Genomic DNA, 21613 nt, shown 5'->3' with positions numbered 1-21613 from the left:
AAGCGCGGGTGCGCGCGGCATACGCCGTGAATCACCGCATCCGCGAGACCGGATGTCACCCGGCGCATCGAACGCAGCCAGACGCACCGCCGGCACCGCACGCAGGCGCGTGATGGATCCGCATGGCGGCGCGCTGCACGTCACGCATGCGGCGCGCCCGGCCGACGCGCGTCTAGTCCGCCGCCTGCGGTCGTGACGCCGGGGGCCGGGCCGGGGGCGTCTGCGCGCTGTCGCGTCGCTCGACGACCTCCACCTTGGGGTCCTGCCACGGACCGCTGACGTGATAGTTGCGCGCCCCCATTTCGGCCAGCGGGCGACGCAGCACCGCGTTCGCGACCGCGCCCACGGCCGCGCCCACCGGCCCTGCGGTCAGCGCACCGACGGCGGGCAACAGGTTGCCGGTCTTGGGCAGCACTTCGATGGTCTGGTCGTGCGTACGCGCCTGCAGATCCGCGCTGCCGCGGATGCGGATCTCCGCGGCCGGCCCATCGATGGTCACGCCGTCGCTGCGTGCCTGACCGCTACCGAAGCGGATGTCGCCGGCGATGCGGTTGAAGCCGAAGCCGCGGTTGAAGAAATCGCGGAAATCCAGGGTGAGCCGGCGCGGCAATTCGGTGAGGCTCAGCAGGCCCAGCACGCGTCCCGCGCCCGGGTCCACTTCCACCAGTTGGCCGTCCTTGACCGTCAACTGCAGCGAGCCCTGCAACGCGGCGATATCGAACGCGGCCGGCGGGCCGGGCCAGGCGGTGTCGAAATCGACCCGCCCCTGGCCGCCGACGATGCTGCCGGCGAATCCCAGGCCCGAGAGCAGACGACCGAAATCCTCGCTTTCGACATCGACCTCGACCGCGGTGCGTGCCGCCGTGCCGCGGCCGGTCCAGCGTCCGCTCGCGTCGATGCGGTGCTGCGGCGCGCGGATGCGCAGGTGATCGAGCACCAGGCCGCCTGCACCGGGACGGCTGCGCGCTTCGACCCGACCCAGTGCCAGCTCGCCGATGCGCAGGTCGTCGACCGTGAGCTGGACCGGCGGCACCGCGCCGGGATCGAGCCCGTCGTCCGCCGGCGCGCGCGCCGGCGGTGGCGCTGACGGCGTCGCGGCCGCCGGCGCGACCTGGGCGAGCGCGGGCCAGTGCAGACGCTGCAGTGCCACCACGACCGGTGCGCCGTCGGCATCGGGCAGGCGCACGTCGCCGGCGAGCCGGCTGCCGTCCAGGCGCAGGGCGGTCGCGCCGCCGACCCGGGCCGCGGTGAGCCGGGTCTGTCCGAGGCGCGCGCCGGGCAGGCGCATGTCCGCGGTGGTGAGATCGAGCGCTTGCAGCGCGAGGCCCTCGCCGTCACCGCCCATCAGGCCGAGCCAGTCGACCAGATCCACGACCGGCGTGCGTCCTGCGATCGCCAGGCCCGTCGCCGGCGGCGCGGCCTGCACGCGGGCACTGCCGAATTCGACCCGCACGCCGGTGCGGTCGTCGCGGCTGCGTGCGCGCACCGCCAGCCGGTTGCCGAAGCCGACCGCGATGTCGCCGCCTTCGAACGGAATCGGCGCCTCGATCGTCGTGCGCAACGGCACCGCGGCGGGCTTGTCGAGCGGTGCCGGCAGTCGCAGGGCGGTGCCCACGAGATCCGAGCGCAGCAGCAACCGCGCGGCCGGTCCACCTGCGGGCGCGCCGTTGGGAATCGTCACCTGCACCCGCCACGGCGCGATCCCGTCGACATGCGGCCGCAGCCAGGCGAGGTCCGGCGCGCGCGCCAGCAGCGCCGAGGCCGCCAGCGCGATGTCGAGCTCGCCCTCGAAGGCCTGCGCGCGGTCGCGCACGTGGCCGTCACCGGCACGCAGGGCCAGGCGTCCCGCCTGTCCGTCCTGGTGCACCGACAGGTCTTCGGCGCGGAATCCCGCCTGATCGAACCGCGCCTCGCCGCGGACGTCGTCGAAGGCCAGATCGAAGCGCGTCTCGCGCATCCTCACGCCGTCGAGGGCCACCGTGCCGTCCAGCCGGACCGGTGCGCCCGGCGGCACCGCGAGTGCCATGCGCACCCGTGCGGGGCCGGCGACGTCGAGCGCATCCAGGGTTTCGGCGTGTTCGGCGTGGAGCGGCGACGCACGCAACAGCGTCAACAGCCGCGCCGCGTCGGTCGCCGCGCCGGCCTGAACCTGGACCGGGCTGCTCGCGTAGCGGGTCATGCCCGCGGCGATGTCGCGCACCGGTACCCCGGCGAGTGCGCCGGTGGCCTCGTCGAGCGTGAAGCCGTCGTTGCGGAAGCGCAGCCGGCCGGACAGCGCGTCCATCGCGGGCCACTCATCATCGAAGCGGATGGTCGCATCGACGAGCCGGGCCTCGGCCGCGAACACGCCCTTTCGATCGCGGCCCTCGTTCGCGCCGAAGGGCCAGTCGTCGAGATCGCCGGAGACGATCGCCCGCCCGCCCTGCACCTCGCCCGCCACCAGGGCCATGTCGAGCCAATTCCGCGCGGCTTCCGGCATTTCGTGCCGCACCCAGAATTTCTTCGCCACCGGAATCTGCGCCGTGTCGACCCGCACCGCGAGATCGAGGCGCGGCCGCGATCCGTCGTGATCGATCGCCAGACCGCCGCGCGCGTCGGCCGCGTAGCCGTCACCCTCGATCCGCAGACCGGGCGTGTCGACATGCCAGCCGTCCGCATCACGCCAGCCGACCACGTCGCCGGTGAGCTGCAGCGGATGGGGCACGCCGAAGCCGACCGGCCAGTCGAAGACCGGCGCCGCGGTGGGATCGGGACGGAACACCACGGCAGCCGCGTCGCCGGTCAGCGTGCCGGACAGCCCCTCGAGTCCGGGACGGTCGGATACGGGGGCGAAGCCGAGGTCGTCGATGCGCGCCGACAGACGTGCGCGGCCGTTCCGCTGCACCGCCACCGCGAGATCGCTGACCACCGCGTGCGGCGCCGCGGCCTGCAGCCACGCGCGCAATGCGGGCGACGCACCATCGGCGAGGGCCGCCAATGCGAGCAGCGGGGCGACCTCCACGCGCGCAGCGCGGAGTGCCCAGTGCGCGCCACCCGCGACGGCCAGGCCGTCGAGCGTCTGCGCGCGCCCGTGCTGCACGATCCGCAGGCGGGGCGCGTCGAGCCGCCAGTCACCGTCGGCGTGGTGCCAGTGCAGCCGGGCCTGCATGCCGTCGAACGTGACCGTGGGGGCCTCCGCCTGCTGCTGCGCGACATCGCTCGCGCGCTGCAGCGCGAGCCTGTCCAGCGCGACGTCGGCGGTGGCGGCGACCACGCGCCGCTCGTCGAGATCGAGCCACACCGCCACGCCGCCGTGGCCTTCGCGGATCGCGATTCCGCTCGGCGCCAGCAGGGGCGACCACACCTGCAATTCGTTGCGCGGCATGGCGACGTAGGCACGGCCGTCGCCGTCGGCGCGCTGCAGGTCGAGCCGCAGATCGAGCGGAGCACCGTCGGCCTCGATCCAGGCGCGGGCCGCGGCGCGCACGCGCCGGCGGTCCACCCGCATGCGCAGATCCACCCGGGGCAACACATGGCGCAGCGCCAGCGACGGTGCGTCGATCGACAACTGCGCGTCGACGACCTGCAGCTCGCCCAGGCCCTGCAGCGCGTCCAGCGGATCGTCGTCGGGCCGGGCGGCGCCCGGCAGGCCACGCACGTGCCAGCGGCCGTCGTCCTCGCGCTCCAGGGTCAACGCCAGGCCGTGCAGGCGCAGTTCGGTCAGGGAGCGGCCGGGCAGCAGGCCGGCATAAGGCGCCACCTGGATTTCGGCCCGCTCGACCGGCACCGCCACGTCGGGCGCGCCGATGCGCAGGCCGGTCACCCGCAGCAGCGGGCCGCGGCGTGTCCATTCGGTATCGAGCGTGTCGAACGCCACCGGCCGGCCCGCGCGTTCGCTCAGCCACACGGCCACCGCGCGCGGATTGCGCTCCACCCAGGGCAGCGCGAGTTGCGCGAGCACCACCGCGCCGATCGCCACCAGCACCAGCGCCGTCGCCAGCACGTACCACGCACCGAGGTGCGCGCCGCGCAGGCGCTTGGCCCAGGCCGCGGTCATCGCGACGCCCGCCGGCGGCGCTCAGAGCAGCACAACGTCGAACTGCTCCTGCAAATACTGGTCGTCGGACTGGAAGCGGATCGACTTGCCGAGAAACTCCTCCAGCTCGACCACCGCCGCAGATTCCTCGTCGGTGATCATCGACACCACCCGCGGCGAGGCGATCACCAGCAGGCGCTCGGCCTCGAACTGGCGCACCGCCCGCACGATCTCGCGGAAGATCTCGTACGTGACCGTCTCCACCGTCTTGACGATGCCCCGCCCGCCGCAGGCGGTGCAGGATTCACCCAGCTGGCGCTGCAGGCTCTCGACGGTGCGCTTGCGCGTCATCTCGACCAGACCCAGCGGCGAGAAATCGTAGACCGTCGTCTTGGCGTGGTCCTTGGCCAGCGACTTCTCCAGCGTGCGCAGCACCTGACGCCGGTGCTCCGGGTCCACCATGTCGATGAAGTCGATGATGATGATGCCGCCCAGATTGCGCAGCCGCAGCTGGCGCGCCACCGCCTGCGCGGCTTCGAGGTTGGTGCGGAACACCGTCTCCTCGAGATTGCGCTGACCGAGGAACGAACCGGTGTTGACGTCGACCGTGGTCATCGCCTCGGTCTGGTCGATCACCAGGTAGCCGCCGGACTTCAGCGGCACGTCCTTGTTCAACGCGCGCTGGATCTCGTCCTCGACGCCGTACATGTCGAAGATCGGCCGGTTGCCGGTGTAGCACTCGATGCGGTCGACCAGCCGCGCCTGCTCCGCCGGCCCCGGCGTGGGCAGATACTGCGCGGCGAAGATGCACAGCTTCTCGTAGGTGTCGCGCGAGTCGACCTTGACCTTGTCCACATCGCGGCGCATCAGGTCGCGCACCGCGCGCATCGGCAGGGTCAGATCCTCGTACACGCGCGCACCCACGCGCGCGTCGGCGGTGGTGTGCTCGATCAGCGCCCACGCGCGCTGCAGATAGGCGACGTCCTCGGCCAGCGCCTCGGCGCTCTGGCCTTCGGCGTTCGTGCGCACGATGTAGCCGTGGCCGCCGGTGGCGGCCGCGAGCTCCGAGACCAGTGTCTTGAGCCGGGTGCGCTCGACGTCGTCCTCGATTCGCGCCGACACGCCGACCACGCGCGACTGCGGCAACAGCACGAGATAGCGCGACGGAATGCTGATCTGCGTGGTGAGCCGCGCGCCCTTGCTGCCGATCGGGTCCTTGACCACCTGCACCACGATGTCCTGGCCGTCACGCAGCAGCTCGTTGACCGGCAGCGTCGGTCCGGCTGCCGGAAACAGGCTGTCGCCATCGCCGTTGCCGGTGCCGACCGGCGGCCGCACGACGTCGTTGGCGTGCAGGAACGCCGCGCGCTCCAGACCGATGTCGACGAAGGCGGCCTGCATGCCGGGCATCACCCGCTGCACCTTGCCCTTGTAGATGTTGCCGACCACCCCGCGACGCCAGCCGCGCTCGATGTGCAGCTCCTGGAGCATGCCGTTTTCGACCACCGCCACGCGCGTCTCGCGGGGCGTCACGTTGATCAGGATCTCTTCGGACATCCGGTGTCAGGCCCCCTCGTGCGCAGCGAAGGGCCGCGGTTCCAGTCCGAAGCCGCGCAGCAGCGCGGCCGTGTGTTGCAACGGCAGTCCCACCACGCCCGAATGGCTGCCCGCGATCCGGCTGACGAACAGCTCCGCGCCGCCCTGGATCGCATATGCCCCGGCCTTGCCCTGCGGCTCGCCGCTGGCGACGTACGCCGCGATGGTCGCCGCATCCAGTCGTTCGAACGTCACTTCGGTGACCACGGTCGCCTGCGCCTCGCGTCCGTCCGCGACCAGGGCCACCGACGAGATCACCTGGTGGGTGCGTCCCGACAGCCGGCCGAGCATGCGCGCCGCATCGTCCGCGTCGCGCGGCTTGCCGAACACCTCGTCGTCCAGCACCACCTCGGTGTCGGCGCCCAGCACCAGCGCCTCCGCCGTCGGGGCGACCACGTGCAGACCGGCCCCCGCCTTCTCGCGCGCGACGCGGGCGACATAGTCGGCGGCGGCTTCGCCGGCCGCGCGCTGTTCCGGCACGATCACGTCCACCACCTCGAACGGCAGTCCGAGGCGGGCCAGCAGTGCACGACGGCGGGGGGATTGCGAAGCCAGATGGAGCATGGCCACAGGATACCGTGCGCTGCCCGGCGGTCCGGAGACGCACATGCGTCAACCCCGTTCCGGCTCACGACCCGTTCACCCCTTCGTGACGACCCTGTCGCTCGTCCATGGAGCCCCCTATGCGCACACCCTCGTTCCGCCCCCTGATGCTCGCCTGCAGCCTCGCCCTCGGGAGCCTGTCGATGACCACCGCGTCCGCCCAGTCCGTTCCCACGCAGGCCGCCCCCACCGACGGCACGCTGTTGTCGATCTCGGCCAGCGCGGAAGCCAGCCGCACCCCCGACATCGCCACCCTGTCCACCGGCGTGGTCACCCAGGCCGCGGATGCGAACGGCGCGATGCGCGCCAACAGCGAAGCGATGAACCGCCTGGTCGCCGCGATCAAGGCCGCCGGCATCGCCGACCGGGACGTCCAGACCTCCGGCATCAACCTCAATCCGCAGTACCGCTATGCCGAGAACCAGCCGCCGGTGATCACCGGCTACCAGGCCAGCAACACCGTCAACCTGCGCGTGCGCGACCTGCGCCGGCTCGGCGCGGTGCTCGATGCCCTCGTCGCCAGTGGCGCGAACCAGATCAACGGCCCGACCTTCGAGATCGACGATGCCGACGGCGTGCAGGACGAAGCCCGTGCCGCCGCGTTGAAGAAGGCGCAGGCGCGCGCCGAGGTCTACGCGGCCTCGCTGGGCATGCGCGTGCGCCGGATCGTCAGCATCAGCGAGGGCGGCGGCTTCCAGCCCGTGCGCCCGATGATGGCGATGCGCGCGATGGCCCAGGACAGTGCGCCGCCGGTTTCACCCGGCGAAACCACGTTGACTGCCAACCTCGACGTCGTATTCGAACTGGGACGCTGACATGACCGACACCAAGACCACGCCCCCGCACACGCCGTCGAAGGACGAGGCGCCGGGCTACGCGGAGAAGCATCCGCGCGACAAGGGCGACGCCCAGCAGCCCTCGCCCGAACCCAGGCAGGATCCGGACGACGGTGGCCTCGATCGCGAGCCCGAGACCACGCCCGGCGATTGAGCGCGTCCGCCATCGCAAGCGCCGAAGGCCCGCCCTGTGCGGGCCTTCGCGCATCCGGCATCCGGGCCCCGACGTCCGGCGATCCCGAAGGCGTTCGGCCAGCCTCGACGGGCGCCGCCGAGGCCGCCATCCGCGCGGCCGCATGGCGACACGGCGACGCGCCGTGCGCCTGGCCTCGATGCGCCGTCCGGCCCGCGGGCACGGCCGTCCGTCGGTCCGCGCTTGTCCCAGCCGCAGGGCCGGCGCAGCGTCGAGCCAGGCGGCAGCAACGCGACCGGCCTGGACGTGACCCGTCCACCCCGATGCCCGCGATGCCGCGTTGACGACTTCCGACGGGCCGTCCGGCCCGCATGACAGGAGGTGGTGCATGGTCCTGCAACAGGTCGTCCCGCGCGTTCCCGAAGGCAATCCCGACCTCCGGCATCCGGATCCGGTCCGTATCGTCGGCATCACCGGCACGCTCGCATTCAACGCCGCGCTGCTGACGGTGCTGCTGTTGCCCGGCACCCGCCCCCCGGTCATCGACGCCCGGCCCGACGACGTGCTGGCCCTGCGCTGGCTCACGCCGCCTCCGCCCACGCCTCCGCGTCCACCCGAACCGGTGGAGATCACGGCGCCGACGCCGGCACCGGCGCGCGTGCCGGTCCCTGTGGCCACGCAGATCGCCGCGCCCGCCGAGACGCCGGTCGCCGCGCGCGCCGATGACGTGACGCCTCCCATGGCCCCGGGCACGATGGAGATGACCGGCATCGGAACGACCGCGGAGCCGGCGCCGCTGGCCGGTGCCACGCTGGCCTACGCCCATGCGCCGGCGCCCGTTTACCCGCGCGCTGCACTGCTGGCCGGGGCGGAGGGCGTGGTGGTGCTCGAGGTCCATGTCGGTCGCGACGGACGGCCCCTGGATGTGCGCCTGCACCGCAGCAGCGGCCATCGCGATCTCGATCGCGCCGCAGTGCGGCACGTCCAGCGCAGCTGGCACTTCCAGCCGGCCGTGCGCGATGGCGTCGCGGTCGAGGCGGTCGGACTGGTGCCGATCGCGTTCAACCTTTCGAGCGGCTGACCGGGCGATCGTGTCATCTGCCCGGCGGCGCATGCGCACCGCCGGGCCGAGGCGCCTGAAACGCCGTTCGCCGGTGCAGCGCACACGTGCCGTCCGCAGCCGGAACACCCCGTGGCGGGCGCCGGCATCCCCTGCACCGCTCCCCTGCTCGAACGCGCGCAGGCACACCTCCGCGTCCGCGATGTCCACCGGCACGTCGTCGGTGCTTCACCGACCGCGGTTACACGCGGGCGCGGGTCCGATGCCCCGGGTCCAGGCCACGATCGCCGCCCCCCCCCCCGCGGAGACGGCGGCCAAAACCATCGCACGCCATCCATCCGCACCAGTGCCTTCGTGTTGCACGTGCGGCACGGCACACAGGCGGAAAGCCGGGACTTCGTCAGACGGCCGCACGCATCCGGCGACGGCATCGCGCTGCCGCGGCGTATGCGGTGCGCGTGCCCCGCGAACGCACCGGAGTGATCCGGCGCGTCGGCCCGGTGCATCCGGAGAGCACCGCGCTGCAACCGCCCACACAGGCCTGCGCCGCGCCCGCGACCCGGCATTGCACGGGCGTCGGGCGGCGCCGCTCAGGCGCGATGGTAGGGATGGTTGGCCAGCATCGCCGCGGCGCGGTAGAGCTGCTCGGCCAGGACCAGCCGCACCAGCATATGCGGCAGCGTCAGCGGCCCGAGCGACCAGCGCTCGTCCGCGCGCGCCAGTACCTCCGGCGCATGGCCTTCCGGTCCGCCGATCAGGAACGCGAGATCACGCCCCTGCATGCGCCAGTGCTCGAGCCGCTGCGCGAGATCCTCGGACGAATGCGGCCGGCCGCGGCCGTCCAGCGCGACCACCAGTGCGCCCGCCGGCACCGCGGCCAGCACGCGCGCGCCTTCGTCGGTCATCGCGCGCACGGTATCCCGGCCCTTGCCACGCAGGCCGGGCTCGACTTCCACCAGTTCCAGCGGCAGCCAGTGCGAAAGCCGCTTGCGGTACTCCGAAAAGCCGTCCGCCACCCAGGCGGGTGCACGCTCACCGACGGCGACGAGCCTGGCCTTCATCGGGTCGGGCGCCCCGGCGGACGGGCCGGGACGCTGCGATCAGGCATCGCGACGCGGGCCGCGCTCGTCCTCGGGCGGCTGGTCGCCGACCGTCCACAGGCGTTCGAGCGCGTAGAACTCGCGTACGCGCGGCAGCATCACGTGGACGACGACGTCGCCCAGATCGACGAGCACCCATTCGGCCTCGCGCTCGCCTTCGACGCCCAGCGGCTGACAGCCGAGCTGCTTGGCGCGCTTGACCACCTCGTCGGCGATCGACTTCACGTGCCGGCTCGAGGTGCCGGACGCGATCACCATGTAGTCGCACACGCTGCTGCGGCCGCGCACGTCGATGTCGACGGCATCCACCGCCTTGAGGTGATCGACCGCATCACGGGCCAGCTGGAGCAGGACGTCCGGCGCCGGGGGCGGCTCGGGGAGGCGGGTCTTGATGACGTGTGCGGGATTGGACAAGGGAGCAGGCTCGTGAAGTGCGAAGCGGATTATAGCGAAGCGTTCCCGGGCGGCCGGTACAGGCCCGTCTCATCGATGAATGCGGCGACCGGCGCGGGCACCCAGCCCTGCAGCGTGTCCTTCCGGGCGATCCGCGCGCGCACCTCGGTGGCCGACACGGCATGCAGGGGTTGACCGAGTCGCAACACCCGCCCCGACGGCGCCCGGCGCAGCGTGTCCGCGCAGTCGGTCCAGCGCCCGCGCAGCGCGGCGGCGAGCGCCGGTGACCGCGCGTCGTCGAAGGCACTGCCGGGCCGGTCGGCGACGACCAGATGGGCCAGATCGAACAGCGCTTCCCAGCGATGCCAGCCCGGCAGGCCCAGCAGACTGTCGGCGCCGACGAGCCACGCCAGCGGGCGCGACGGACCGAACTCGGCGCGCAGCGTCTCGAGCGTGTCGACGGTATAGCTGCGGCCTTCGCGTTCGAGTTCGCGGCGGTCCAGCACGAGGCCCGGCACACCTGCGATCGCGAGCCCGACCATGGTCGCGCGTTCGGCCGCGGTGGCACCCGGCGCGGCGCGGTGCGGCGGATCGCCGGCCGGCATCAGGTGGACGGTGCACCGCAACGCGTCGCGGGCCGCGCACGCGATGGCGAGATGACCGCAGTGCACCGGATCGAAGGTGCCGCCGTAGACGAGAAACGGATCCACCCGCCGGCTCAGGCCGCGAGCAACGCGCCCGCCCGGGCATCGGCCACGGCGACGAGCAGGCGCTCCAGCGCCAGCCACGCATCGCTCGGATCGACACTCCAGCGGCCGCGTCCCTTGGCGATGCGGTCGACGCGTCCCGCCTCGGCGACGAACCGCTCCCAGCGCGCGACAGGATGCCGCTGCAGGGCGCGGCGATAACCGGCCTGACGGGCATCCCAGATGCGCTGGGCCTTGAATTCGGCGGCCATGTGGCCGCCGCGCGCCTGCACCTGGGCCAGGCTCGCGGCGCGCGTGAGCTCCATGACGATCATGCCCATCAGCGCCGGGATCGCCTCGCCCTCGGCACGCAGGCCCGCGAGCATCCGCACTACCTGGGCCGGCTGGCCGTTGAGCGTGGCATCGAGCAGACGGAACACGTCGAAGCGCGCGGCGTCGGCCACCAGTGCCTGCATGCGTTCGGCGTCCAGCGTCTGCCCTTCGGCCAGCAGCGCCAGCTTGTCGACCTCCTGGGCCGCGGCCAGCAGGTTGCCGTCGACGCGCTCGGCGAGCTGCTCCACCGCGCCGGCGTCGGCGAGCACCTTGCGGCTGCGCAGGCGCGCTTCGATCCAGCCGGCGAGTTCGTGCGGCTTGACCTGCCAGGCGACGACGACGTGCCCCACGGCCGCGATCGCCTCGCTCCATTTGCCGCCGTGCTGGCGGCTCCATTCGCCACCCGTCACCAGCAGGGTCACGTCGGCCGGCGGATCGGCACAGAAGCCGGCGATGACCTGGGCGCCCTCCTTGCCCGGCTTGGTGGTCGGCAGGCGCAGTTCGACCAGACGCTTCGCGGCGAACAGGCTGGGCGCGCGGAACGTGGCCTCGAGTCCGTTCCAGTCGATGTCGCGGCCTTCGGGTTCGAACACCTCGCGTTCGGCGACCCCCTGTTCGCGTGCGGCGGCGCGCACGGCGTCGGCGGCTTCGAGCACGCGCAGCGGCTCGGGGCCGGCGATCAGATAGGCCGGTCGCAGCGGCTCGCGCGCCAGCTGCGCGGGCAGGCGTTCGGGCGTCAGCTCCATCGGCGCACTGGGTGTGGACGAAGCACCGGGTTCACCGGCGCGTGCGTTCCTGCGGGTTGCGGAACACCGCGTCGATGCGCCGGATGATCGAGGCGGTCATCTCGCGCTCGAGTTCGCGCGACAGCAGTTCGCGCTCGGAATCGGCGCCGATCGCATCGGTCGGCGGCGCCAGGTAGTCGCGCGCCAGCTCGATCGCCTGCTGCGGCACGACGTCGCGACCGTCGGCATCGCGCATCGAGAACACCACCGCGTAGCGCAGCGTGTACTCCTGCGCGCGCCCCTGGGCGTCGAGGCTCGCCGGCAGCGCGGCCCAGCGTTCGGACTGGATGTTGAGCACCGCGACCTCTTCGGCGCGTGGCTCGGCGATTTCGGCGCCGGCCGCGGCCAGTGCACGCTCGACAGAACGCGCGAGGCGGCTGTAGGGATCGCTGGAGACGATGTCCACGGGCCCCAGATCCGGCGGCAGCATCAGCGCGTTGCGCAGGTGGAAGCCGCAGGCCGGAAGCAGCAGGGACAGGGCCAGCGCGACGGCTGCCAGGCGGATCGAACGCGGTCGGAAAAGGCTCATGGGCGCAGTCTGGACGAGGGGGTGGAGCGCGGCAAGCGACGTGCGTCGACCCGGGCGTGCCCGGTTCAGACGCCCGGCTCAGGCCGCGACGATGTTGACGATCTTGCCCGGCACCACGATGACCTTGCGCACCGTCAGCTCGCTCAGGAACTTCGCGACGTTGGGCTCGGCGAGCGCCATCGCCTCGACGGCATCCTTCGGCAGGTCGACCGCGACCTCGATCGTGCCGCGCAGTTTGCCGTTGACCTGGACCGCCAGCGTGAGCGCATCGCGGACCAGTGCGGCCGGATCGGCCTGCGGGAACGGCACGTCCTCGAGCAGGGTCTCGGCATGGCCCAGCTGCTGCCACAAGGCGTGACTGACGTGTGGCGTGATCGGGTTGAGCAGCAGCACGATGGCCTCGAAGGCTTCCTGGCGCAGCGCGCGCGCATTGGCATCGGCCTCGTCGAACTTGCCGACGTGGTTGAGCAGTTCCATCACCGCGGCGATCGCGGTGTTGAAGCTGTGGCGGCGGCCGTAGTCGTCGCCGACCTTCTGGATCGCCTCGTGCAGCTGGCGGCGCAGCGTCTTCTGCGCCGGTGTCGCGGCCGCGATGTCGTACGCGGCCACCGCCCCGCCCTGTGCGTGCTTGTGCACCTGGTTCCACAGCCGGCGCAGGAAGCGCGACATGCCCTCGACGCCGGCCTCGTTCCACTCCAGCGACTGCTCGGGCGGCGCGGCGAACATCGAGAACAGACGCACGGTGTCGGCGCCGTACTTGGCGATCATCGACTGCGGATCGACACCGTTGTTCTTGGACTTGGACATCTTCTCGGTGCCGCCGATCTGCACCGGCTGGCCGTCGAGCTTGGATGTGGCGCCGGTGATCCGGCCCTTGTCGTCGCGCGTGATCTCGACATCGGCCGGGTTGATCCAGTCCTTGCCGCCGTTCTCGAGGTCCCGATAGAAGGTCTCGGCGATGACCATGCCCTGGGTCAGCAGGTTGATCACCGGCTCGTCGCTGCGCACCAGGCCCTCGTCGCGCATCAGGCGGTGGTAGAAGCGGAAATACAGCAGGTGCAGGATCGCGTGCTCGATGCCGCCGATGTACTGGTCGACCGGCGTCCAGTAGTCCGCGCGGTCGTCGACCATGTCGGCCGCGCCCGGCGAGGTGTAACGCGCGGTGTACCAGCTCGACTCCATGAAAGTGTCGAAGGTGTCGGTCTCGCGCTCGGCCGCGCCGCCGCAGCTCGGGCACGTGGTCTTGCGCCAGTCGGGGTCGGACTTGATCGGCGACTGCACGACGCCCGGATTGGCGAACGCGTCCTCGACGTCCTCGGGCAGCAGCACGGGCAGCTGGTCCTCGGGCACCGGCACCGCGCCGCAGTCCTGGCAGTAGATCACCGGAATCGGACAGCCCCAGTAGCGCTGGCGGCTGACGCCCCAGTCGCGCAGGCGGAAATTGACCTTGCGGTGGCCGCGGCCTTCGGCCTCGAAACGGGCGGCCAGCGCATCGAGCGCCTGCTGGAAATCGAGACCGTCGAACTCGCCCGAATTCACCAGCCAGCCGCGCTCGGTGTACGCGCCTTCTTCCGCGATGCGGCGTTCGAAGGACTCGACCACCTGCACCGCCGCACCGGTGTCGTAGACATCCAGCGACGCCGCGCTGCCGAGCGCGGACGCCATCGGATCGGCATGCGTCGCGCGGTCGCGGCCGATTTCCTGCAGCGCGTCGCGCACTTCGTCGGGCACGACCACCATCTTTATCGGCAGGCCGTAGGCTTTGGCGAACTCCCAGTCGCGCTGGTCGTGCCCGGGCACCGCCATGACCGCGCCGGTGCCGTAGCCCATCAGCACGAAGTTGGCGACCCAGACCGGGATCTCTTCGCCGGTGACCGGATGGAGCGCGCGCAGGCCGGTGTCCATGCCGCGCTTGACCTGGGTTTCCAGCTCGGCCTCGGAGACGCCGCCCCGGCGCAGGTCGGCGACGAACGCCGCCAGATCCGGATCCTGTTCGGCGGCGCGAACGGCGAGCGGGTGCTCGGCGGCGACCGACACGAAAGTCACGCCCATCAGCGTGTCCGGGCGCGTGGTGTAGACCGCCAGCGTGTCGTCGCTGCCGACGACGTCGAAGGCGAACTCCAGACCCTCGCTGCGACCGATCCAGTTGCGCTGCATGGTCTTGACCGAGTCCGGCCAGCCGTCGAGCGTGTCCAGGCCGTCGAGCAGTTCCTGCGCGTAGGCAGTGATCTTGAGGAACCACTGCGGAATCTCGCGCTTCTCGACCAGCGCGCCCGAGCGCCAGCCGCGACCGTCGATGACCTGCTCGTTGGCGAGCACGGTCTGGTCGACCGGATCCCAGTTGACGACCGCATTGCGGCGGTAGGCCAGGCCCTTCTTCATCAGCCGCACGAACATGCGCTGCTCGTGGACGTAGTAGTCCGGCGCGCAGGTCGCGAATTCGCGGCTCCAGTCGATCGCATAGCCCAGCGACTGCAGCTGGCCGCGCATGTGCGCGATGTTGGCGTAGGTCCACTTGGCCGGCGCGGTGGCGTTCTTGATCGCCGCGTTCTCGGCCGGCAGGCCGAAGGCGTCCCAGCCCATCGGCTGCAGCACGTTCTTGCCGGTCATGCGCTGGTAGCGGCTGATGACGTCGCTGAGCGTGTAGTTGCGCACGTGGCCCATGTGCAGCGCGCCCGACGGGTACGGCAGCATCGACAGGCAGTAGTACTTGGGCTTGTCGGCGCGTTCGGTGACCTCGAAGGCGCGGGTGTCGTTCCAGAACCGCTGGGCGTCGGCTTCCACCGGGGTGGGCTGATAGGCGTTGGGATCGACGACGGCGGGTTCGGTGGACACGGTCATGAGCGAGGAGCGGAACGGCCGGCAAGCCTACCGCAGGGGTCGAACCACCGCCATGCACCCGCGCGGGCCGCGTCCCGGACGTTCGACGCTGCCGGGGCCGCCGCGTCGCCGCTACAATTCCGCCCTGTTCCGCCGAGTGCTGGTTCTGGCCGCTTCCTCTTCCCGCTTCAAGTCCTACCGGCTTCCCGCATTCGCGCTGGCGCTGCTGCTGCTCGCCGGCACGGGCGCGGCGAGCATCGCGGGTGTCGGCAACCTGCGCGCGAGCAATGCGCTGATCGAGCACACCTACCAGGTGCTCAACCGGATCGAGGTCGTCGACCAGCTGGTGCGCAGCAGCGAAGCCAGCGGCCGCGCCTACCGCCTGACCGGCCATCCCGACTTCCGTCGGCAGTACCTGCTGGTGGTGCCCGAAGTCGAACGCGAGCTGGCCGCGCTGCGCGCGCTCACCGAGGACAATCCGGTCCAGGCGCCCCGCGCGCAGGCATTGGCGACGCTGGTGCGCACGCACATGGCGGAACTGCAGCGCCTGCACGACATCCAGGAAATGTTCGACATGGAAGCGGCGCGGGCCGCCACCGACGCCCCGCGCTCCCTCGCCCAGTGGCGGCGCATCGAATCGGTCAGTGCGCAGATGCGCGACGAGGAGAACCGGCTGCTGGCCGAACGCGAGGTGCGGGTCCGGCGGGCGGCGGCGGGCCTGACGGTGCTGGTGGTGCTGGGCACGCTGCTGTCGTCCGCGCTGATGATCTGGCTGATGTGGAGCTTGACGCGCGAGAACCGCCGCGCCCAGGGCCTCGAGCGCGAGGCACGCGATGCGTTTCACGAAATGGCCCTGAGCATGGCGCGGGCGGATCGGCTCTCGCAGCAACGCCACCGGCTCAGCCGCTATTCCGGCCTGCTGCAGAGCTGTGAAACCCGCGACGAGATCATGCAGCTCACCGCCACCACGCTGACCGGCCTGATCCCGGGCGTCAGCGGCCAGTGCTACCTGCTGCGCGCCTCGCAGAATTTCTACGAGACCATCGCCACGTTCGGCGATGCGGCCATCAGCAGTGCGGACCTGCTGCTGCCCAACCAGTGCTGGGCGCTGCGGCGCGGCCAGCCGCATCACCTGCCGGCGGGCTCGGACGGCATGCGTTGCGATCATCTCGACCCCGGCGCGCCGCTGGACACCGTGTCCAGTCTCTGCCTGCCGCTGGCCGCCCAGGGCACCGCGATCGGCCTGCTGCACATCAGCGTCCCCGCCGCCCAGGTCAGCGACGAGGACGACCTCGACATCGTCGGCCAGATCGCCGAGCAGCTCGGCCTGGCCATCGTCAATCTGCAGCTGCGCGAAACCCTGCGCACGCAATCACTGCGCGATCCGCTGACGGGCCTGTTCAATCGCCGGTATCTCGAGGAGAACCTCGCCCGCGAACTGCAGCGCTGCGAGCGCCGCCGGCTGCCGCTGTCGGTGCTGATGCTCGACGTGGACCATTTCAAGCGCTTCAACGACACCCACGGCCATGCGGCCGGTGACGCGCTGCTCGCCCAGGTGGGCCGGCTGATCCAGGCCAAGGTGCGCAGCGAGGACATCGCCTGTCGCTACGGCGGCGAGGAGTTCACCGTGGTCATGCCCGAACTGGATGCGCGCGGCGCCTGCGAGCGGGCCGACCAGATCCGCGCGGCCATCGAGGTGGCGACGGTGCTGCACCTGCGCCAGACGCTGGGCCCGGTGACCGTGTCGATCGGCATCGCCACCTATCCCGGCGACGGCATGACCCCCGAAGTGCTGCAGCAGCTGGCTGACGCGACCCTCTACCGGGCCAAGGCCGAGGGCCGCAACCGGGTGCTGCACGCCTCCTACCGCGACTGACGCCGTCCACGGACGGCCGGCGCGCCGGCATGCGCCGACCTCGATTGTCCGCGTGTCCGGCGCACGCAGCGGCATGCTTCAATGCGGCTCCTGTCCGCAGGAACGTCCGCATGCGCCATCGCATCTCGCCCGCCCTCGCCCTCGTGGCCACGGTTCTCGCCTGCCCGGCCGCCCTGGCCGACACCCGGAGCGCGCTGCAGTGCGAGCGCCTGTTCGATGCCCGCACCGGCACCGTGCTCGGCGCACACACGGTTCTCGTGGCCGACGGCCGCATCGAGCGTGTGGTCGGCGGCCAGGACGCGCCGGCCGGCTATACCGTGATCGCGCTCGCGGGCCGCACCTGCTCGCCCGGCTGGACCGACCTGCACGTGCACCTGGGCTCGCAGTCCAGCCCGGCGAGCTATTCGGAAGGCTTCCGTCTGGATCCGGTCGACTACGCGTTCCGCGCCGTCGGCTATGCCGACAAGACGCTGCGCGCCGGCTTCACGACGGTCCGCGATCTCGGCGGCGAGGTCACGCCCCACCTGCGCGACGCGATCAACCAGGGCCTGGTGCCGGGGCCGCGGATCTTCGCGGCCGGCAAGTCGATCGCCACCACCGGCGGCCATGCCGATCCGAGCAACGGCTACAACTCGATGCTCTCGCACCTGATGGGGCCGCCCGGCCCGACCGAGGGCGTGATCAACTCCGTCGACGATGCCCGCCAGGCCGTGCGCCAGCGCTACAAGGACGGCAGCGACGTCATCAAGATCACCGCCACCGGCGGCGTGCTGAGCTATGCGCGCAGCGGCGATGCGCCGCAGTTCACGCTCGACGAGGTGCAGGCCGTCGTCGACACCGCGCGGGACTACGGCTACACCGTCGCCGCCCACGCCCACGGCACCGAGGGCATGAAGCGCGCGGTGCTCGCCGGCGTGACCAGCATCGAGCACGGCACGCACATGGACGAGGAGGTCATGCGCCTGATGCGCCAGCGCGGCACCTGGTACGTGCCGACGATCTACGCCGGCCGCTTCGTCGCCGACAAGGCGCGCGAACCGGGCTATTTCCCCGAGGTCGTGCGCCCGAAGGCCGCGACGATCGGCGCGCAGATCCAGGACACCGCCGCGCGCGCCTACCGCGCCGGCGTGCCGATCGCGTTCGGCACCGACCAGGGCGTGGGCCCGCACGGCGACAACGCGCGCGAGTTCCTCTACATGGTCGAAGCCGGCATTCCGGCGGCGTACGCGCTGCAGTCGGCCACGCTGCACGCGGCGACCGTACTCGGGGTCGACGACCAGGGCGTGATCGAGGCCGGCAAGCGCGCCGACATCATCGCGATGCCGGGTGACCCGGTGGCCGACATCACGGCGGTGATGGGCGTGGATTTCGTGATGAAGGAAGGCCGCGTGCACCGCGCGCCGGAAGCCTCGCCCGGCGGCTGATCGCCGTCAGCGCCGGCGTGGCAGCCGCCACGCCAGCAGCGCGGTCCACAGCCACCAGCAGGCGAGGACCACGCGTTCGCCGATACCCGCGCCGAACGCGCCGGGCACCAGCAGGCCCAGCGCGACGAGCGCGCACAGCCCCAGACTCGGCAGGCGCACCGCCGGCAGTGCCAAGCCGGCCAGCAGCGCCGCGGCGACGAAGGCGAGGTTCCACACCATCCACACCAGCGCATGCCAGCGGCTGGCACCGGCATCGAGCTCGTCGATATCCAGTGGCAGCAGCCCTTGGGCCGCGAAGGCCAGCGACGCGAGCCACCACAGCTGCAGCGCGATACCCGCCACGCGCCCCGCCTCGGCCCCCAGTCCGCCGCGCAGCCGCCAAGCGACCCCCGCAACGATCAGCCCGGGCCCTGTCCAGGCCAGCAGGTTGAACAGCCAGGCCAGCGGCATGCCACCGGCGCCAGGCAGCGCCAGCGGCGCGCGTGCCGGCAGACCGGTCATCGCGGCGAACACCAGCACCGCGAACAGTGTGCAGGCGTGGGCGCCGAGCACCCACGGCAGCAGGCGCGCGCGCGTCATGCCGCCCACCGGAACACGTTCTCGACGCCGACACCGAACGTGCGCGCGATGCGGAACGCCAGCTCCAGCGACGGCGCATAGCGCCCCGCCTCCAACGCGATGATCGTCTGCCGCGTGACGCCGCAGGCATCCGCCAGCGCCTGCTGGGTCATTTCGCCGTGCTCGAAGCGCAAACGCCGGATCTCGTTGGTGATGGGCGTGCCGGTCAACGTCGATCCTGCCGGTACAGCAGCGCCGCGCGCCATTGCCCGACGCCGTTCGCGACGAACATCAGGGTGAACACCGCAGCGATGGCGGTGCGCGCATCGGGCAGCGTGCCGGAACGGCCTGCGTACAGCGCGTACGCCGCCGCGCCTGCAACGACCAGCGTCTCCAGGGTGCGTTTGGCCCAACGCGTCGCCACGGCCTGGATCGCCGCGTCACGCTCGTCCACCACCACACCACGATGCCGCGCCTGAGCGGCCAGCCGACGCGCACGGATCTCCGGTGCAAACAACACTAAGCCGGCGTAGGCGAACAACAGGCACCAGGTGATCCAGCCCTCGCCCACGCGCCCCGCGGCAATCATCTGCAGAAAGATCACGGCCGCCAGAAACATCTGGGCGCCGTTCCACGCGTCGGTTTCAGCGGGCGATGGCCGCTCGCCGCCAGGGAACACCCGCGTGCTGCGCCATGCCAGCACGGCAACGCTGATCAGCAGCACCAGCACCGGCCCGAGCGAGATGCCACGCACGAGCGGATCCCGGGCCACGAACAGCAGACCGAAACCGGTGAAGACCGCGGTCGGCCAGAGCAGCGACCACGCCGTCGGCGACTCCCTCCGGAGGTCGTGGCCGCCGGTCGATGGCACTGATTCCCATTGGGGCATGATGTCTGCTCCATCAGACTAAAGGTCATGTGGAATTTACATCGTCGCATCGCGATGTCAACTGTTTTTGACATGGTTGTATCCTGCGCAACCGCCGCCATCCTTCGGTGATCGCGCTCCGGCGCTCCCGACCGCAATCCGGAATCCCGCATGCTCCTCAACGCTACAGCCTCCTCTCCCGCGCCCGCCGCGTCCGTCCACGTGTTCGACGCGACCACGGCGACATTCGAAACCGAAGTCCTGCAGAAGTCGCTGGACACCCCGGTCCTGATCGACTTCTGGGCCGAGTGGTGCGGCCCCTGCAAGTCGTTGGGGCCGGTGCTGGAGAAGCTGGCGGCCGAGTACAACGGGGCCTTCGTGCTGGCCAAAGTCGATGTCGACAAGGAGCAGCAGATCGCCGCCGCGTTCCAGATCCGCTCGGTGCCGACGGTGTTCCTGCTGGTCGGCGGACAGCCGGTCGACGGCTTTCCGGGCGCGCTGCCCGAGGGCGAGGTCCGCGAGTTCCTGAAGCGTCACGGCATCGTACCGGCCGAAGGCGCGGCTCCGGACGCGGCGCCCGCGCCGCTGGATCCGGCGGCCGAAGTCACGCGCCTGCGCGAGGCGATCGTGGCCGAGCCCGACAAGGCCGAACTCAAGCTCGATCTCGCCCTCGCCCTGCTCCAGACCGGCGCCGCGAAGGAAGCCGAAGGCCTGCTCGACGGCCTGCCCGCCAACCTGTCCACCGACGAGCGTGCGGTCAAGGCGCGCGCGCGCCTCGGCTTCGCCGCGCTGCTGGCGGATGCACCGCCTGTGGACGCGCTGCAGGCGCGTCTCGATGCCGACCCCGACGACCTGCGCGCCCGCCACCTGCTCGGTGTGCACCGGCTGGGGGCCGGCGATTCCGAGGCCGCACTCGAGGCCTTTATCGAGTTGCTGCGCCGCGAGCGCGATTTCGACGACGGCCTTCCGCGCAGGACATTGATCGATGCCTTCCGCATCGTCGACGACGCCGAGCTGGTGGGGCGCTACCGCGGCGGATGGCCTCGCTGCTGTTCTGATCGACCGCGCATCGCGGCGGACGTGCCCGTCCACGGGCGCGTCCGGACCGCGGGGCACGCTACCATCCGCGCCCCGCCACCGTACCGGCCTGCCATGACGCCGCCACGCCTCCGCCTGTTGATGAACCTGTGGCCGCCGTTCCTGTTCGCCGGCATCCGCGTCACCGCGATGGGCGAGGGCTTCCGCCACGCACGGGTCGAACTGCGCCAGCGCTGGTACAACCGCAATTACGTCGGCACGCATTTCGGCGGCAACCTGTTCGCGATGACCGATCCGTTCTGGATGATCATGACCCTGCGCGCGCTCGGAAACGATCACGTCGTCTGGGACAAGGCCGCCGAGATCGAGTTCATCCGCCCCGGCCGTGGCACCGTGCACGCGGAGTTCGCGCTCGACGAGGCCACGCTGCAGACCATCCGCGACGCGACCGCCGACGGCGCGAAGTACCTGCACTGGTTCACCACCGACGTCCTGGACGCCGCAGGCGAGCCGGTGGCCCGCGTGCGCAAGCAGATCTACGTGCGCCGCAAGCGGCGGGCAGCACAATCGGAAACGGCGACCGGCTCGCCCCGATAGGACACGCGAGCGCCCCGCTTTCCCACATGCGCGCGGGCGCAGCCGCTACGTTCGGCGACACACCTGCCCCGTGCGAACGCGCCGCCAGCACGCGTCGACCTGCGCGGGCGTCGCGACGCGCGCGGGACGCTGTGCCGGTGTCCGCCGCGATGGACGGCGTGTCCGGCGACCTCGGTCACGACGCCGCGCCCCCGATGGGCGATGCGCGCGATCCGTGCTGCACCGGCATGCGACGCCGGGAGCGGCATGCCGGTCGTGCAGCCCGCATAGGCACAGGGTCGTCGACCGCGCCGATGCTGCCGAGCCCCGGGCAGCCGGGCGCATCGGCGCATGCGTCGTGACGCGCTCCCGTCCTGTCCGTCG

At 71.6% G+C, this 21613-nt stretch carries 18 protein-coding genes and 1 pseudogene; 7 read left to right on the top strand and 12 right to left on the bottom strand.

Going from position 1 to position 21613, the window contains the following annotated elements:
• Window positions 1-172 precede the first annotated feature (172 nt).
• From PQS31_RS06820 to PQS31_RS06810, 3 genes are read right to left on the bottom strand one after another with little or no spacing between them, the layout of a single operon-like run.
• A complete protein-coding gene (locus tag PQS31_RS06820; protein WP_272761905.1) occupies window positions 173-4036 on the bottom strand; it encodes a YhdP family protein in 3864 nt (1287 codons plus the stop codon).
• Between the two features lie 21 nt (window positions 4037-4057).
• The gene (gene rng, locus PQS31_RS06815; RefSeq protein WP_272761904.1) at window positions 4058-5572 is read right to left on the bottom strand and encodes a ribonuclease G; all 1515 of its coding nucleotides are present in this window, start codon (window positions 5570-5572) and stop codon (window positions 4058-4060) included.
• Between the two features lie 6 nt (window positions 5573-5578).
• The gene (locus tag PQS31_RS06810) at window positions 5579-6175 is read right to left on the bottom strand and encodes a Maf family protein (RefSeq protein ID WP_272761903.1); all 597 of its coding nucleotides are present in this window, start codon (window positions 6173-6175) and stop codon (window positions 5579-5581) included.
• Between the two features lie 119 nt (window positions 6176-6294).
• Between PQS31_RS06810 and PQS31_RS06805 the strand changes: the two genes are divergently transcribed.
• From PQS31_RS06805 to PQS31_RS06795, 3 genes are all read left to right on the top strand, one after another.
• Complete coding sequence (locus PQS31_RS06805) at window positions 6295-7029, top strand: SIMPL domain-containing protein (RefSeq protein WP_272761902.1); 735 nt, start codon at window positions 6295-6297, stop codon at window positions 7027-7029.
• Between the two features lies 1 nt (window position 7030).
• Window positions 7031-7204 carry a hypothetical protein gene (locus tag PQS31_RS06800; protein WP_272761901.1) on the top strand — a complete coding sequence of 58 codons (174 nt, stop codon included), beginning with the start codon at window positions 7031-7033 and terminating at the stop codon, window positions 7202-7204.
• A gap of 367 nt (window positions 7205-7571) precedes the next feature.
• Window positions 7572-8264, top strand: coding sequence for a TonB family protein (locus PQS31_RS06795; RefSeq protein ID WP_272761900.1), 693 nt, complete (start codon window positions 7572-7574; stop codon window positions 8262-8264).
• 569 nt (window positions 8265-8833) lie between these two features.
• On the opposite strand, the gene rlmH is transcribed toward PQS31_RS06795, so the two are convergent.
• From rlmH to leuS, 6 genes are all read right to left on the bottom strand, one after another.
• Complete coding sequence (gene rlmH, locus PQS31_RS06790; protein ID WP_272761899.1) at window positions 8834-9304, bottom strand: 23S rRNA (pseudouridine(1915)-N(3))-methyltransferase RlmH; 471 nt, start codon at window positions 9302-9304, stop codon at window positions 8834-8836.
• Window positions 9305-9343: 39 nt separating this feature from the next.
• Window positions 9344-9757 carry a ribosome silencing factor gene (rsfS, locus tag PQS31_RS06785; RefSeq protein ID WP_272761898.1) on the bottom strand — a complete coding sequence of 138 codons (414 nt, stop codon included), beginning with the start codon at window positions 9755-9757 and terminating at the stop codon, window positions 9344-9346.
• 29 nt (window positions 9758-9786) lie between these two features.
• Window positions 9787-10458 carry a nicotinate-nucleotide adenylyltransferase gene (nadD, locus tag PQS31_RS06780; RefSeq protein WP_272762134.1) on the bottom strand — a complete coding sequence of 224 codons (672 nt, stop codon included), beginning with the start codon at window positions 10456-10458 and terminating at the stop codon, window positions 9787-9789.
• On the bottom strand, window positions 10455-11501 hold the full coding sequence (gene holA / locus PQS31_RS06775) for a DNA polymerase III subunit delta (RefSeq protein WP_272761897.1): 1047 nt from the start codon (window positions 11499-11501) through the stop codon (window positions 10455-10457). The genes nadD and holA overlap by 4 nt, the downstream gene beginning before the upstream one ends.
• 31 nt (window positions 11502-11532) lie before the next feature.
• On the bottom strand, window positions 11533-12069 hold the full coding sequence (gene lptE, locus PQS31_RS06770; protein ID WP_272761896.1) for an LPS assembly lipoprotein LptE: 537 nt from the start codon (window positions 12067-12069) through the stop codon (window positions 11533-11535).
• A gap of 78 nt (window positions 12070-12147) precedes the next feature.
• Complete coding sequence (gene leuS / locus PQS31_RS06765) at window positions 12148-14910, bottom strand: leucine--tRNA ligase (protein ID WP_272761895.1); 2763 nt, start codon at window positions 14908-14910, stop codon at window positions 12148-12150.
• Between the two features lie 136 nt (window positions 14911-15046).
• Between leuS and PQS31_RS06760 the strand changes: the two genes are divergently transcribed.
• Window positions 15047-16765: a diguanylate cyclase gene (locus PQS31_RS06760; protein WP_272761894.1), complete on the top strand. Its 1719-nt coding sequence runs from the start codon at window positions 15047-15049 to the stop codon at window positions 16763-16765.
• Window positions 16766-16875: 110 nt separating this feature from the next.
• The gene (locus PQS31_RS06755; protein ID WP_272761893.1) at window positions 16876-18189 is read left to right on the top strand and encodes an amidohydrolase family protein; all 1314 of its coding nucleotides are present in this window, start codon (window positions 16876-16878) and stop codon (window positions 18187-18189) included.
• A gap of 6 nt (window positions 18190-18195) precedes the next feature.
• Here PQS31_RS06755 and PQS31_RS06750 read toward each other — a convergent pair whose 3' ends face one another.
• Genes PQS31_RS06750 through PQS31_RS06740 form a run of 3 tightly spaced genes read right to left on the bottom strand, consistent with a single transcriptional unit; the run spans window position 18196 to window position 19477 of the window.
• The gene (locus PQS31_RS06750; protein WP_272761892.1) at window positions 18196-18768 is read right to left on the bottom strand and encodes a DUF998 domain-containing protein; all 573 of its coding nucleotides are present in this window, start codon (window positions 18766-18768) and stop codon (window positions 18196-18198) included.
• Window positions 18765-18962 carry a helix-turn-helix transcriptional regulator gene (locus PQS31_RS06745; protein WP_272762133.1) on the bottom strand — a complete coding sequence of 66 codons (198 nt, stop codon included), beginning with the start codon at window positions 18960-18962 and terminating at the stop codon, window positions 18765-18767. Before PQS31_RS06745 ends, PQS31_RS06750 begins: the two co-directional genes overlap by 4 nt.
• Window positions 18963-18973: 11 nt before the next feature.
• The gene (locus tag PQS31_RS06740) at window positions 18974-19477 is read right to left on the bottom strand and encodes a hypothetical protein (RefSeq protein WP_272761891.1); all 504 of its coding nucleotides are present in this window, start codon (window positions 19475-19477) and stop codon (window positions 18974-18976) included.
• Between the two features lie 309 nt (window positions 19478-19786).
• Here PQS31_RS06740 and trxA point away from each other — a divergent pair.
• Window positions 19787-20673: pseudogene (trxA, locus tag PQS31_RS06735) on the top strand (thioredoxin).
• A 94-nt stretch (window positions 20674-20767) separates the two neighbouring features.
• Window positions 20768-21250 carry a DUF4442 domain-containing protein gene (locus PQS31_RS06730; RefSeq protein ID WP_272761890.1) on the top strand — a complete coding sequence of 161 codons (483 nt, stop codon included), beginning with the start codon at window positions 20768-20770 and terminating at the stop codon, window positions 21248-21250.
• The last annotated feature ends 363 nt before the right edge of the window (window positions 21251-21613 follow it).

It is taken from the genome of Luteimonas sp. BLCC-B24 (assembly GCF_028550595.1).
GTDB lineage: Bacteria > Pseudomonadota > Gammaproteobacteria > Xanthomonadales > Xanthomonadaceae > Luteimonas.
Note: the sequence above shows the minus strand (reverse complement) of the source record. Positions and strands in the feature narration are given on the sequence as shown.